Genomic DNA, 15,186 nt, shown 5'->3' on the forward strand with positions numbered 1-15,186 from the left:
AAAGCCGCTTCACCTTTCTCCACATAAGAGAGACGGCAAAACGGCCTATTCGGCAGCAAAAGTGCTTGTATACGTTACGCAATTTACCTTAAACGTTCAACGCTTCCTTCAACTTATCCGGCGAGCGGTCCCACCACTCCTGATTGTTGGTGACGAGCAGCTTCTTAAGCGCCGCTTTCTCTTCCGTTCCAAGCTCATCAAGCACGAAACGGCGTTTGATCGCGTAATCCAAGTTGTTTACGTGCTGCGCAAGGATTTTCCAACCTCTGCGCGCTTCCGTGTCCACCAGCATTGGGCAAGCAGTAGCCCCTGCATAGAACGAACCTTCTTCATTGCGGTCAACGGCAACCCAGACGATCCAGCACAGACGGCCGTTAGGCACATCCTCTTTGTTCGTGCTGAATTTGATCCCCTTCTCGATCTTGCTCTTCGCATGCATCGCACCTACGTCAATGTAAGCCTCGCCGTTATCGATCATAACGCAGGATACGCTGCTCAGGTCGATCGTCCCTGCACCAAAGCCCTTATGTTCCTTATTGCTCACCACGTTCAAAGAGAGAGACTTCTTCTCTTTCTTCTCCACAGGCTGTTGATCTTTCTCTTGTTCACTCATCTTACGCTTCAACTCCCATCTCCAAGGTGAACCGGCTGTCGCCGTCCGTCTGGTGGCGCGGCTCGTTTCATTCCGAAGAAATCTCAGAGAAGGATATCGATATACTATCCTTCCTGAGATTTCAAAAACGCTGCGATTCCACGTCCGGCGCGGTTTTAGCGCCTGTCCGCACATTAATTCCATTTTAGCTAATAATCTCGGAAAAGCAAACATATACATGCTTTAGATGCTTGTCAACGGGAGGGAATCTTTCAATGAATCCACGTCACGCCAAACGTTTTCTACTCTTTGCCCTCGTCGCCGTGATTCTCGGCTTAACGGCAAGGCAAGGGTTCGGAGATGCCTGGATTTCGCAATATACATACGCCTCCGCTCCTGCCAAGAAAGACACGGCGCCGAAGCCTGCTGCTCCGTCCACCGCGCCGGAGCCCGATATTGTGATGCAGCCAAAGCCGGTTGCGCTCAGCAAACGGGTGACGGAGTACCACATCGATGTGAAACTCCAGGAGGATACGCATATGTTGATCGGGGAGCAGTCCGTCACATGGACAAACCCCGGTAGGCAGCAGGTGTCCGAGATGTATTTTCATCTCTATCCGAACGCGTTTCGCTCCAAAGACACCACCTTCATGAAAGAGTCCGGCGGTCAGCTCCGAAATGATAAAGCGACTGCGGACAGCATCGGTTATATGAACCTGCTCTCATTGGAGACGACCGAAGGCTACAGCCTTCTCCCGCGCCTGCATTATGTGCAGCCAGACGACAACAATCCCAATGACTTAACGCTGGCCAAGCTGCGGCTGCCCAACGCTGTCGCACCGGGCAAGAGCGTTACGCTTCGCATGAAATTTGAGGTCAAGCTCCCTGAGGTGTTCGCGCGGATGGGCTATTCCGGCAACTTCATCATGGCCGGCCAATGGTTTCCGAAGCTGTGCGTTTACGAAACAGCAGGCACACGCGGCCGAGCAGCCGAGGGCTGGAACATTCATCAGTATCATGGAAACTCGGAGTTCTACAGCGACTTTGGTATCTACAGCGTGAAGATTAACGTCCCTGACAGCTATAAAGTAGCGGCAACGGGCTTCCAAACCAAACCTTCCGTCGTAGCGAATGGGCGCAAAACCTACCAATACTACGCCGATGATGTGCATGATTTCGGCTGGTCGGCCTCCCCGGATTTCGTCTATGCGGAGGAACCATTCTCCACGGACGGCGTTCCGGGCGTTCGGATCAAGCTCTACTTGGATCCCCTGCACGCGAAATTCAAGGACCGTTATATGCATGCAGCCAAATCCGCGCTCGCCAAATATGCCCAGTGGTACGGCGCTTACCCATATACCACGCTCTCTGTCGTAGTTCCGCCTAAAGGCGGCAACGGTGCGGGCGGAATGGAATATCCGACACTGATTACCGCATTCGCCGCAGACAATGATAACCCGGGCTACGATCTGGAGCGAACGGTCGTCCACGAGATCGGCCATCAATATTGGTACGGCATGGTCGCCTCCAATGAATTCGAAGAGGCATGGCTCGACGAAGGCTTCACCTCCTATGCCGAGGACAAAGTGATGGAAAGCGAATATGGCGTGGAGCCGAATTTGCCGGTGGAAGCAAGCTACATGACGAACCCGGCCCCGCTGAAGCAGCTGTCCTGGTCGTATCACAGCAACAATCACTACGCGGAAAATGTGTACATGCGCGCGAAGCTTGTGCTCTTCGGCATTGAGAAACAAGTCGGCGCGCAAACAATGCGTAAGATCATGCGGACTTATTTCCAAAAATATAAATTCAAGCATCCTTCCACCGCCGACTTCCAGCGCGTCGTAGAATCCGTAACGAAGACGAAGTGGAACGACTACTTCAGTCATTTCGTGTACGGCGATGAAATGTCCGACTACTCGGTCGCTTCCATTCATGTACGTCCGGTGAAACAAGGCAATGAGACACAGTATGAATCGGTTGTGCTCATTAAGAAGACAGGCGGCAGCTCCGGACCGGTGTCGGTGGTGTTCCATTTTGCCGACGGAACGCTGATGCCTAAAGTGTGGGATGGCCGAGAATCCCACATTCAATATAAAATCGTCCATTCCTCCAAGCTGCTATGGGCCGCCGTCGATCCGCACAACGACAACGTGCTCGACAACAAACATATCAACAACTTTATGAAAGCCGAGCTAGCTGAGAAATCACGCACGCGCTGGAGTGTCGGCGTCTCCAAGCTAATTGAAAGTATATTTGCATCCATTGCATGGTGACGAGCCTCGTACAAATTTTCTGGGAGGTGATGATAAATGAGAACGCACATGAAGCAAGGCTGGCGACTGACCGTTAAGCACTTCTACATTATCATTATGTTGTTTCTATATGAGCTGATATGGGGCTTCTTCCTCTATCGAACCATCGAAGGCATTACCGTGCCGCTTCTAAAAAGATTCCCGGACAGCATCGGCAGCAGCGGAACGGCCGTTCAGCTCTTCATGACGGAAGCGCAGTTCCAGCTCATCAAGACCGATCTGATCCGCCCATACATCTGGCTCTTCTGCGGGCTGCTGGCTGGGCGCATTGTGATCACCCCTTTCCTGAATGCAGGGCTGTTCCACTCTCTCCATCATGTGACGGACGCGAACGGAACAAAATTTCTAAAAGGCATTCGAGCGGCTTGGAAACCGGTAGCGCTGCTCTACTTGGTGGAGACGACGCTCACGCTCCTCCCGGCCATCTGGCTGCTGCCTCGGGCTTTAACAAAACTACTGGCAAGCAATTCACTGCTGGAGTTTGCGCAGCATGCAGGTCCGTGGGCGGGTGCCTGGCTCGCATGGGCGGTTCTGATCCACCTGCTCTTCCTCTCCATGCAGTTCGGAGCGGTCGCCGGAACCGGCACCCTCCGGTCCTTATGGACATGTATCGCGAACTTCCTGCCTTTCGCCGGCATTTCCCTTCTCATGTGGGCTATCGGAGCCGTACTTAGCATGACCATTGCCTCCGTCTCGCTGCTTTGGGCAGGTTTGCTGGCACTTATCCTGCATCAAGGCTACCAGTTAATCCGAACCATCATGAAGGTGTGGACGGTAGCCGCCCAGTACGACGCCTGGCAGTCGAAACAAGTCTAATCCGTGCGCAGAGGCCGCCCACCATGTCATGTTAATGGCAGTGGGACGGTCTCTTTTTCAACTAATAACTGGCATATAAAAGACAAACCCCTCGACAGAGCGGGTTTTTTTGACATGCGTCTTTATTCAAGATGAGACATGCTTTGCAGGGATGGGCTGCGCGTGAGCGCGGTGGTGAGCGAGACCCAAAACGGCTCAAACCAGCGCCCGCTATACGAAAGTGAGAGGTAAAAGGTTGCATTCTAATAATTTTAATTTGTGAACAAGTTGTGAACTAGGAAGGAGAAGGAAGAAAATGATCGAATAATTATGCCTAGAAATGAAAATTTTGCCGAATTCCCATCACGGGAAACGGGGGAACCATCTTGGGTGAATTGATCCCGACATCCGCAAAGCAAGCCGCGGAATGCCAGAGGTGATCATAGGGAGCCTTCAACCGAACCCCACAGCTAACCTCGTAGGCACTGGAAGGAGTTTCCCGTTTTGAAAAAGATTTCTGCACTTTTGATCGGACTGGCGATGCTTCTACTTTTTCAAACAGGAAGCGTTTTCGCGCAATCCAAAATGGATGGGGTCATCTCAGATCTGATCGGTACACCTTATGTGTACACCGGCACGACAACGAAAGGGTTTGACTGCTCCGGATTCACCATGTACGTGTTTAATAAACTCGGCGTGGATATCCCGCATGCATCCCGTTCGCAAGCACAGCTGGGCAAGAAAATCGCGAAAGCGGATTTGATTGCCGGCGACCTCGTATTTTTTAATACGACAGGCAAAGGAATCTCGCATGTTGGCGTCTATGTTGGAGAAGGCAAGTTTGCACATTCCTCCAGCAGCAAAGGTGTGACCATCAGCGCACTAAGTGATTCCTACTATTCCAAACGGTACGTTACAGCACGTCGCGTGATGAGCCCGGAAACGTATGAGAAATACGCGAACGAGCCTTCTGACGAAGCAGATGGCGGCGACGACGAGTAAGTTTGATTGCACCTGCCTAGGTGCCTGTGTGAGCACAAAAGAAGCCGCAGCTGTTCGTCCTTCGGGACAAGCATCTGCGGCTTCTTTTGTTTCGCTATGGGGCATATTCGGGATTACCGCCTTAAGTAGCGCACCCACCAGAACGTTCGGCCAACCTGAACATCGAGCTTGCTGCCAAGCGGCGCAAACAGATCATGCAGCTCGATTGGCGTCGCGCAGCCTTCGCTCCGGCGGTCGGCCATGACGACGATCGCGCCTGAGGCAAGCCGCTCATGCCAGGCTTCGAGGAAATTTTGACGCTCACCTGCCGGCAGCTCACCGAGGCAGAAGCAAGCAAGCCCCGCATCGAACGTATCGGCCACTGCCTTGAGCTCCTCTTGACGAACCGCCTTCGTCACCGGCGTTGTCAGACGCGGCGTTCTCGGACCGGTCACCCGCAGCACACGCCGTCCCGCCAACGTATCGGTTAACCCCACCTCTAGCTTCTTCCACTCTGCTCGCCGATTCTCTAAGCTGTCCCGCCATCCTGCCATGCCGGATTCCTCCTGTATGGGTTCTTTTTTTTAAGTTTATGTAACGAAGCTGAACAAATGACCGATTTTTGCAGCCGAAACCGACGAGGACTGTCTAAAGAGGAATCGATTGACTCATGATGAATAGTAGGATGATAGAGAAGGAGTAGTGCGAGGGTGAGACGGCTAGTGCCCAGAAGGCGTTGGTGCGACGACTAGTGCCGAGTAGGGCGTTTTCATTGCGGTGGAGCGGCTGTGCGCTGAGATGGCGTTCCGGGACGTGGGAAGCGGCTGGCGCTGTCCGTTTTGCTGTGACTGCACGCTAACGAACCATGGAGGCCTTATTTTAAGGAAAATCGCCACTTTTCGATTCTAACGAATCCTAGTGGCCTTATTTAGGTGAATTCGGATGGAAAAGGGATATTTCTGGCCAAATAAGGCCCGTAGGATTCGTTAGAATTTCAAATGGAGCTAATTTGCTGAAATAAGACCTGTGGGGTTCGTTAGAATTTCGGCTCGAGTTATATTGATCAAGGGCTCTGAGGTGCGTTGAAATTTCAAATCGAGTTACTTTAATGAAATAAGATAAGAACTACGGACTGCGTTACAGCGAATATTACGGCTGTCGAAGTCCTCTGGAGATGGAATTATACGTTCTGAGTTCTCATAGAAAAGGAGGTTTCGCTATGTCACTCTTTTCTCCCGCACTCGCGGGATTTCATAAGACGCTGGCCGGTTGGTTTGGGCATACGTTCGGCGAGCCTACGCCTGTCCAGCTGGAAGCATGGGCCGCCATTGCGGAAGGCCGTCATACGCTGATTGCCGCGCCAACCGGCTCAGGCAAAACACTGGCGGCGCTGCTGCCCTGTTTGAATCGGCTTGCTCAGCGCAAGCTGGCTGCTGCCGCACGGGGCAAAGCCCTCTCGCCAGGCGTGCGCGTGCTGTATATCACGCCGCTAAAAGCGCTCAACAATGACATTCAGCACCATTTGGTCGGGTTTATGGAGGACATTGAGCGGTTTGAAAGTGGCGAAAGCGGTGACGCGGCTGAGGCATGGCCGGGTATCCGCTCAGCGGTGCGGACCGGCGATACGCCTTCAAGCGAGCGGGCTCGCATGGCTCGGCGCCCTCCCGACGTGCTCGTGACGACGCCGGAGTCCCTCTACTTGCTGCTCACGTCGGACAAAGGTCGCAGCATGCTCGATACGGTCGAGACCGTTATCGTCGACGAGATCCATAGTCTTGCCGGTGACAAGCGCGGCGCGCATTTGTCGCTCTCGCTGGAGCGGCTGTCCGCGCTCGCGGCGCGGCCCGTGCAGCGGATCGGCGTGTCTGCGACGCAGAAGCCGCTGTCGCGGGTCGCGCGGTTTCTTGGCGGCTGGGAGCCGGCGGCCGGCGCGGAGTTTGGCGCAGGTGCACGCGCTGGAGAAAATGTAGGACGAGACAGCGCGAGGCGCAGTGGCGGGCTCGGTGCGGGCGATGGCTATCCAGAGAGCGGTGTCGGGCCCGGTGCGGGCGATGAGCACGGAGGTTTTGGTGCGGACGCTGCCGATATCGGAGATGCATCGCGAGATGGCGGCGAGGCTATTGGCGCCTTCGCCTCCGGGCAGCAAGCCGAGCCAGAGCAGGTGCATCCGCTCGGCTACGCGCAGCGCCCCGTGGTCATCGTCGAGAGTACGATGACCAAATCCATAGAGGTCCGGGTTACGATGCCGGACCTCAGCCGCCCTGCCCGCACGCGCGATGGCGTGTGGCAGCCCATCATCGAGCGGATGATGGCGCTGATGGAAGGCGCACGCTCCGTGCTGCTGTTCGTGAATAGCCGCCGCATGTGCGAGCGGCTCGTGCTGCGGCTCAACGAGCACGCCGGTTACGAGCTGGCGCGCGCGCATCACGGCAGCCTCTCGCGCGAGCGGCGGCTTGAGGTCGAACGCATGCTCAAGGCCGGCGAGCTGCGCTGCCTCGTCACCACTTCCTCGCTCGAGCTCGGCATTGACGTGGGCCATGTCGACCTCGTGATTCAGGTCGACTCGCCTAAAGCGGCAGCCGCGGGCATCCAGCGAATCGGCCGCGCCGGCCACGCCGTTGGCGACGTGAGCCGCGGCTTTATCATAGCGCGTTCACGCAGCGAGCTGCCGGAGGCGGCTGTGCTCTGCCGCAACATCGGGCGGCGCGACATCGAAGCGATCACCCTGCCGCGAGAGCCGCTCGATGTCTTGTCGCAGCATATGACATCCATCGTGGCGGCGGAAGATCTCTCGGTTACTGCGTTGTACAGACTCGTCATACAAAGTGAATGTTTCCGCAACTTCCCACGAGAGCGGCTGGAAGCAGCGCTCAAGGTGCTGTCGGGATTTTACCCATTTGCACGGCCTTTAATGGAATGGGATCGCAGCACTGATATGCTACGCAAGCGGGCCAATACATCTATGGCAGCTATCACCGGCGCGGGCACTATTCCACAGAGCTCCGCCTATCCTGTTCATCATGCTGACAGCCGCACTCACTTAGGCGAGCTTGATGAAACCTATATCGCTGAGAGCCGTGTAGGGGATGTGTTTCAGCTGGGCACGAGCTCTTGGATGATTAGCAGCATTGAGAACGACCGCGTATATGTCCAAGAAGCTCCGAACCGCTTCAGCGAGATCCCGTTCTGGCAGGCGGAGAATGCCAGCAGAAGTGTCGAGGTCGGCATTCAGCTCGGCCATTTTCTGGAGCAGCTATCCACTAGGCTGGCACTGGATGACCCCACTCATAAAAGCGGCTCCGAACTGGAAAAAACACGGGAAGGCGTCACCATTGCTTGGCTCGACGCGGAATATGGACTCGATCATTATGCTGCTTCTGAGCTGATCGGGCTCATCCAATCCCAGCATCATGCACTCGGGCTGCCGACCGAGCGGCGGATCATTATCGAGCATTATCGCGATCTGATGAACCAGACGCGCATCATTATCCATAATCCGTTCGGCAGACGCATTAACCGAACGTGGCTGCTCGCAATCGAGCGGCAATTTCAGCGGCTGCTGCCCTACTCGATGTACGGCAACGCCAAAGACAACGGCATCGAGCTTGTAGTGCCCGATTGGGATGCCTCCTGGCTGCAGACGCTGTGGCAAATTACAGCCGACAGCGCGGAGTCCCTCCTCACAGAGGCGATTACAGGCTCACCGTTTCTCGGCCTGTCTTTCCGTCGTATTGCAGAGACGTCGCTTCTTCTCTCCCGCAGCTTCACGCGTACACCAATGTGGCAGAAGCGTCTGCGCTGCGAAGAGCTGCTGAAGCAATCGCTCCCTTATGCCGAGCAGTTCCCTTATCTTGAGGAGGCCTTGCGGGAATGTCTGCATGACTACCTCGATACGAACGGGCTGAAGCAGCTGCTCGAAGCCATTACCGCAGGTCAGATCGAGGTGCTTGTTAAGGAATCGCATGCGCCATCGCCTTTTGCCGTTCAATTCCTCTCCGACTACGCCAATATGATGCTCTACGAAGGCGATGGCTTGAGTGAAGCGACCCAGCTCCAATTGCTCAGTATAAGCAAATCGCTGGCTGGCCAGCTCTTCGGTGAGGAAGCCATTCGGCGAGCGGTCGATCCCGGCATCGCACAGAAGGAGCAGGAGCGTCTCGAGACGGGCGGCCGACAAGTCCCTTCAAACGCCGAAGAGCTATATATGTTGCTCAAAAAGCGCGGCGATCTATCCACCGATGAGCTTACCGCCATTGCCGGCGTAGGTGTGCTTGGATGGCTGCAAGCCCTTCACCAAGCCGGTCGAATCGCAGAACAAACGATCAGCCGCGGGCAGAGTCGCTGGATATGCGCGGAGGAGCAGGACATGTACGCTGCTTTTCCGAAGAGCGACAGCGCCATTGCCTTTATTGCCGGTCGCTTTGCAGACCACCGGCTGTCTTTTACCGAGGAGGAGCTGCGCGAGCGCTATCCTCAGCTTTCGTCAGCCGATACGGCACATATTCCTGAGGTGCTGCTGCAGCTGGATCGGATCGAACCCGCTCCTTTCGCCGAAGGCGATGAAGAGCGGATATGGACGAGCCGGCAAGTAGCCAAGCGCCTGATCCGCCTGACAATGGAGCAAGCACGAAAACAAGCCGAGCCAATCGATCCCATTCGCTGGTGCACGCATATGTCCATGCTTCAGCATGCTCTTGCGGGCTCGCAGCTAAGCGGCATTGACGGTCTGCGCATGGTTATCGAGCGGCTGCAGGGTTTCTTCTTGCCCGCTTCGCACTGGGAGTCCGTTGTGTTCCCTTCACGGGTAATCGGCTATCGCAAGGACGATCTGGATTTGCTCTGCGCCTCCGGCGAAATCATCTGGATCGGCCGCAAGGAAGAGAGCGAAAAGGAAGGTAAAATTGCCTTCTTCCTCTCGGAATCCAAGCCGCTCTATGCGCCTGTCATCGCACGAGCCGTCCAAGCTGCCGACAACACCAAACATCCTCGCCTGCTTGCACTGCTGCAGGAAGGCGGGGCCAGCTTCCTGACGAAGCTAAGCCGTGACTATGGCAAAGTACCGTCCGAGCTGCTGATCGATCTGCTCGATCTGATCTGGGAGGGCACGGTCTCGAACGATCAGTTCGCGCCGCTGCGTCTGCAGCTGCAAACCAAGGGCAAGCAGCTCGCCCGCACCGGCTCCGGCCTCGGGCGCTGGTACTGGACGGGCCCGCTCAGCGAGCAGCCCGCCCGACCAGCCTTGCCCGTTCCGCCTGCAGTGCCCGCTCAGCCCGTTCAGCTCGGCCAGCACGCCCAACCGCACGCTGATCCCGGGCGGCCCGACCTTGCGGCCAGCGCCTTAGCCGCTCCGATCGACGCCGCCCAACTGCGATCCGTATCCTCCGAACTGTCGGAATCGGCGTTACACTGGACGCAGCATTTGCTGGACAGCTACGGCATCGTATCCAAGGATCTTGTCGCCCAGCTCTCGCCATTCAGCTGGGAGGAGCTGCTGCCCATGCTCAAGCAGCTGGAGCAATGGGGCGTTGTGACCCGCGGCCTGCTGGTGCAGGGCGTGCAAACCTTGCAGTTCGCGCGCCGCGAGCAGATCGCTTCGGTCCGCCAGCCGCTGCCCGGCCAAGACAATGCCGCCGTCACCGTCCTCGCCGCGACGGACCCGGCCAATCCATTCGGCCTGGCTGCCGACTGGCCAAGCGTACGCGGCACCGGATTCGCTCGCAAGAGCGGCAATTACCTCGTGCTGCAGCACGGGCAATGGCGCTTCTGGCTCGAAAATAACGGACGCCACATCGTCGACCTATCTACTTTATCGTCTTCGCCCGATGCCGCCCTACCAAGCAGCAGCGATACCCTTGGCACGGCGGTGCTCAAAGAAATTTTCCGGATGCTGCTCCGCCAGCACGGACTCAGCAAGATCAAGATCGAGCGCTGGAACGGGGAGCCGATAACCGAATCGGCGGCTGCCCAAGAAATACTGCGAGCCATGGGCGCCGAGCGCGACAACCGCTCACTAGTGCTATGGCCAAGCAACCTTCGCTAGCACTAGCAGCTCTCTTTCTGCAGTCAAGCAACCTGCGCTAGCACTAGCAGCTCTCTATCCCAACCAAGCAACCTTCGCTAAACGCAAACAACCTCTCTTACCGCAGACCTATGCTGCGGGCAGGGAGGTTATTTTGTTATGGAAAACCGTTATATTTTCATATCGTTCCTCTCTCCCAGATATGTTATGGTGGAATTAATCTATCACGTGAGGAGCACGAGAATGTCTCGGTTAGTCTATCTGGGTTGTTTCGCTTATCTGGTTGTCGGGCTCGGTCAATTGGTCATCGGCGCTATAATGGAACCGATGGTTCACGCTTATGGCGTACAGTACGGTGACGGCGGTCAGCTCGTCATGCATCAGTTTCTCGGGGGTATGGTGGGTATTCTGTGCGCACCTTGGCTCATCGGGAAGATTGGCAAAAAAGCGGTGCTGCTGTCCGCCATCGGCTTCATGACAGTAGCTGAATTCCTATACACACTGCTGCCGCCATGGTGGGTGATGCTCACGATTGCGCCTTTTGCCGGGGTTGGCCTTGGCATGACGGAAGCGGTTGTAGGATCCTTTATTATCGGGGCATCCGGGGAAAAAGCCAACACGGCGATGAGCCGCGTGGAAACCTTTTTCGGCGTCGGCGCTTTGCTAATCCCGTTCGCGGGCGCAGCATTGATTGAGGCTGGATATTGGAAGCTATCGTTTGGCATTGTCGGTGTTCTCGGTGCTGTCACCTTCTTATTGTGGTCGATCTGGTGGCCATCCGTTCTGAATCAGCCTGCTTCATCGGTAGGCGTTGCCGGCCATAGCGGGCATGAAGCCCATGCGGGAGCAGTACCGAAGCTCACAACCCGCTCCCTCATAATTCTGGTAGCATGCGCGGTATTCTTCATCGTTTATGTAGGTCTTGAGATGAGCTATATTCACTACCTGCCTTCCCTGCTTGTTCAAACGAACGGTCTCGTGGAGTCATCAGCTACGTTGGCGCTTAGCCTCTTCTGGGGTGCGATGGTCATCGGCCGTTTGGTTGCCGGGCAAATCGCCGACCGGGTGGGCGGTTCGGTCTACCTGATCGGTACTTGTATCATCACTGCTGTTCTATTCATCCTCATGACCTTGTTCACCGCCGCATTACCGGCATTCGTGCTCGCTTTTGCCGTCGGATTGACGATGTCGGGCATGTTCGCGATCGCGCTCGTGTTTGCCAACCGGGCAACGCCCGGCAGGACCGAACGGACGACCAGTCTGCTCATGGCTTGCGGGGGCATTGGCGGCGCGCTGCTGCCTAAAGGAACCGGCTGGTTCCTCGACCAGCATGGCCCGGATGCGGTCCGCTGGCTTTTCGCAGGTACGGCGGCATTGATGCTGCTTGTTATTCTCTGGGCTTCTCTGTCATCCCGTCGATCTGCTGCAACGACCGCTTCTGTACTCATGACGATGCACAAATAATACTCAATTCCGACTTGGAGGCGTATCCCTATGAACGACGCGATTTCTCGCCGCAAGCGCGAGCTTATGAATTGTTCTGCTGAGCTGACGATTGATCCGGATCAGCTTGCTTCCTTTTGGGACCGCGTTTTGCAAAAATATGACGATATTCCGCTGGAGCTCCGGCGCGTGCACGCAGACTCCCCTTTCCCGGGCGTTACCGTCGATAAAATTACCTATAAAGGCTACGACGATACGCCGATTCACGGCTGGTTTATCGTCCCTCCTCAAACAAAGGCAGACGAGCAGCTCCCTTGTATCGTAACCTTCCCGGGCTATACCGATGATCGCGGATATCCGGAACGCTACGCAAGCTGGCTGCTTCTCGGCTATGCCGTATTCGCCGTTGATGTGAGAGGCCAAGGCGGCGAAACCGGCAATTACATGCCGGAGCAAGCCGGCTCGGTGAAAGGCTGGGTTTCCAGCAATCTGCTTGAGCCGGAAGGCTCGTACTACCACGCCCTTACGCTCGATGTCGTGCGTGCCATTGATGCCGCTGCTGCTCAGCCGGAGGTTGATCCGACCAGACTCGCTTCGGTCGGCGGCAGCCAAGGCGGCGGACTCGCACTAATCTCGGCAGCGCTGAACAGCAAAGTAACGGCCGTCATCGCCGACATTCCGAACATGTGCAATATGGATCACGGCGTGCTTAACTCCGGCAGCTCCTTATCTGAAATTGCTCAGCATCTCAAACGTTATCCGGAGCAATTGGAGCCTGTTCTGCACACGCTGGCTCACTATGACATGCTCAATCTCGCTTCACGCATCAAGGTCCCTGTCTTGATGTCTGTTGGTTGGAAGGATGGCGTTTGTCTGCCGGAGACGATCTATGCGGTTTACAACCGGATTCCATCGGAGAAAGTCATCTTCGATTACCCGTTTAGCGGCCATGAAATCGGGGAGTACCACAATCGGGAACGGATTCTTTTTCTGCAGAAGCAGTTTCGCTAAATTCCGTCAAAAATAGCGATGGACGCCTTGCTTCAATCCGCTATAATTTAGGTAAGTCTGACTACGGTTACCTAAAGGAGTGAGCAGAATGAAGCGATCCATCTTGCCCCTGTTTCGTACGGTTAACATGATGGCGCGTCATGCTGCTACGCCTCTTTTTACCGGTGGTCTGGCTGTGCCGCCGCCATGCTCGAATTTGCCATAACACCCGGGTTCAACCGGGTTACCCGGAAGAACCTCTGCCACCCGCTGCGCCTTTTACAGCGAGCTGCCCGAGGTTCTTTTGTTCATTGGCAGCCCTTCTCCGCCAAAATACCGCTTCAATCGCTCGGCAATCTCCTTCTGGTTGAACAAGTCCGGCGCATTATGACCAAGTCCCTCCATCACGGAGTACGATGCGTTTGGAATGACGGCCGCGGCCGCGCTTGCGCCTTTGAGCAGAAATGCAGGACTGGTGCTGCCGGCCAGAATGAGGGTGTCGATCCGAATGGCGCTGTAGTTTTGGAAAGTGGAGTCGAGGCGAAACACCTCATCCATCTCTTTAATGAGCGTCGGCAATTTATCGCGAAGCTTACGCCCTTCCTGGAATAGTAAAGAAGGAAGCAGCATCAGCTTGATGAGCCAGCGCGGCAGTTTAACCATCTGCTCCGTCGTTCCGATTCCTTTGAGGAAGGTAATGAAGGCATCCAAGTCTTTGCCCTTCTCCATTTGCCGCTTATAGTCGGTCATCCAATCGGAAGGAAACTCGTCGTCAACCGAAACAGCCGGTTCATACACGGCTAGTTTCGCCATCATGGGCTGGGCTGATCGAGCAAGCTCCAGTGCGATCAATCCGCCAAAGCTGTGGCCAAACACATAGGGAGCCCCCGTTGCTTGAAGAACGGCCAAGGCATCCTCGCATTCCTTCTCAATGCTGTACTGCATCCCCTGCGGCCCGCTGTATAGGCGACCGCGCCGATCAACGACAAAGACGGTAAACGTGTCGGAGAGCTCCTGCGCCAGCTTCTCGTACTCATGACCGGATACGAAAGCGCCATGAATGACGACAAGCCCAGGGCCATGACCCGACTGTCTGTAGCCGATGACAGTTCCATCCTTGGAAACGGTGCTGTGAAGGGTGTAGCCTTTCTTGTTCTTCTTCATACCGTGCTCTCCTCTCTATGCGCATCGTGGTGTGTTGTCCGTCGTATGGCCGATTATGTAGATGAATGGGATTCATTTTGCCGAAGCTTGATTATGCAGCGGACGCAGTTTATCGATTAGAGGAGGCGGAATGTCCATGAAACAATCCATCGTCAAATGCCCCGGGTGCGGTCTGATGCTGCCCAATCAGTATTTTGCAGAGCCCTCGCGCTTTCACGCTACCGGTGAATGTATGGAGCTGTTCAATCAATTATCTTATTACACGACGTCACATGGACAGCCCGAATTCATTCATCAATTAGCACTGGACTCCTATGGCGCGCAGCATTCCGGCGGAATCACTCGTCCCATTACGACAGCCTTCTCGCTGATTGGTCTCTATCTGGTCGTAGAGCATGGGTTTACAGGTAAACAGGTGCAGCAAGCACATATGGAGTTAGGCCGTAAAAAGATCGCATGGCCCGAGCTCGCCCCGCCGCAAACGAGTGCAGCCATTACAATTCAAGAAGTGCTCCAAGCGGAAGCCGGTGAACCTCGAGATGCGATGATTCACCAATGGGTTCACGCCGTTTGGAACAGCTGGGCGCACGCCCATGATTGGGTCAAGGAAGCCGCTCAGCCCGTCCTTCATGCCGAATAGCCAAAAGGGTCTCTTCCAAGTAGCTGCTGCTTAGAAGGGACCCTTTCTAATTTTGCGCCTGCGCCCGGGTGATTCATAGATACGCTGCCCAGGATGAACTCGCGTTCTTGTTCATAGTTGTACTATTTTCTCTGTAGCGAAGCTCAAATATACGACTGTTTATGAGCGACCTGCTCAAAATCAAACACAATTTAAACATTTACTGTCAAACTTCCTAAACACCTCGACTCTATAATGGGCTCTAAAG

At 55.4% G+C, this 15,186-nt stretch carries 10 protein-coding genes and 1 riboswitch; of the genes, 7 read left to right on the forward strand and 3 right to left on the reverse strand.

What is annotated here, in order from left to right:
- Window positions 1–88: 88 nt before the first annotated feature.
- The gene (locus AC6ESO_RS24120; protein ID WP_495463576.1) at window positions 89–613 is read right to left on the reverse strand and encodes a YwhD family protein; all 525 of its coding nucleotides are present in this window, start codon (window positions 611–613) and stop codon (window positions 89–91) included.
- Between the two features lie 254 nt (window positions 614–867).
- Between AC6ESO_RS24120 and AC6ESO_RS24125 the strand changes: the two genes are divergently transcribed.
- From AC6ESO_RS24125 to AC6ESO_RS24135, 3 genes are all read left to right on the forward strand, one after another.
- On the forward strand, window positions 868–2,868 hold the full coding sequence (locus tag AC6ESO_RS24125; protein ID WP_497093618.1) for a M1 family aminopeptidase: 2,001 nt from the start codon (window positions 868–870) through the stop codon (window positions 2,866–2,868).
- A 36-nt stretch (window positions 2,869–2,904) separates the two neighbouring features.
- Complete coding sequence (locus AC6ESO_RS24130; protein WP_497093619.1) at window positions 2,905–3,723, forward strand: hypothetical protein; 819 nt, start codon at window positions 2,905–2,907, stop codon at window positions 3,721–3,723.
- 319 nt (window positions 3,724–4,042) lie between these two features.
- Window positions 4,043–4,202: riboswitch (cyclic di-AMP (ydaO/yuaA leader) on the forward strand.
- Between the two features lie 4 nt (window positions 4,203–4,206).
- Window positions 4,207–4,704 carry an NlpC/P60 family protein gene (locus AC6ESO_RS24135; protein WP_494821699.1) on the forward strand — a complete coding sequence of 166 codons (498 nt, stop codon included), beginning with the start codon at window positions 4,207–4,209 and terminating at the stop codon, window positions 4,702–4,704.
- A gap of 113 nt (window positions 4,705–4,817) precedes the next feature.
- Here AC6ESO_RS24135 and AC6ESO_RS24140 read toward each other — a convergent pair whose 3' ends face one another.
- Window positions 4,818–5,237 (reverse strand): hypothetical protein, encoded by a 420-nt coding sequence (locus AC6ESO_RS24140; RefSeq protein ID WP_497093620.1) that lies wholly within the window; start codon window positions 5,235–5,237, stop codon window positions 4,818–4,820.
- Window positions 5,238–5,902: 665 nt separating this feature from the next.
- Between AC6ESO_RS24140 and AC6ESO_RS24145 the strand changes: the two genes are divergently transcribed.
- The 3 genes from AC6ESO_RS24145 (at window position 5,903) to AC6ESO_RS24155 (ending at window position 13,156) form a co-directional block, all read left to right on the forward strand.
- Complete coding sequence (locus AC6ESO_RS24145; protein ID WP_497093621.1) at window positions 5,903–10,723, forward strand: DEAD/DEAH box helicase; 4,821 nt, start codon at window positions 5,903–5,905, stop codon at window positions 10,721–10,723.
- Between the two features lie 222 nt (window positions 10,724–10,945).
- Complete coding sequence (locus AC6ESO_RS24150; protein WP_497093622.1) at window positions 10,946–12,166, forward strand: MFS transporter; 1,221 nt, start codon at window positions 10,946–10,948, stop codon at window positions 12,164–12,166.
- A gap of 30 nt (window positions 12,167–12,196) precedes the next feature.
- Window positions 12,197–13,156: an acetylxylan esterase gene (locus tag AC6ESO_RS24155; RefSeq protein WP_497093623.1), complete on the forward strand. Its 960-nt coding sequence runs from the start codon at window positions 12,197–12,199 to the stop codon at window positions 13,154–13,156.
- 258 nt (window positions 13,157–13,414) lie between these two features.
- Here AC6ESO_RS24155 and AC6ESO_RS24160 read toward each other — a convergent pair whose 3' ends face one another.
- Complete coding sequence (locus tag AC6ESO_RS24160) at window positions 13,415–14,299, reverse strand: alpha/beta fold hydrolase (protein WP_497093624.1); 885 nt, start codon at window positions 14,297–14,299, stop codon at window positions 13,415–13,417.
- Window positions 14,300–14,435: 136 nt separating this feature from the next.
- Here AC6ESO_RS24160 and AC6ESO_RS24165 point away from each other — a divergent pair, with 136 nt between their 5' ends.
- On the forward strand, window positions 14,436–14,939 hold the full coding sequence (locus AC6ESO_RS24165) for a DUF5946 family protein (RefSeq protein WP_497093625.1): 504 nt from the start codon (window positions 14,436–14,438) through the stop codon (window positions 14,937–14,939).
- Window positions 14,940–15,186: the final 247 nt, after the last annotated feature.

Source organism: Paenibacillus rhizoryzae (assembly GCF_059686995.1).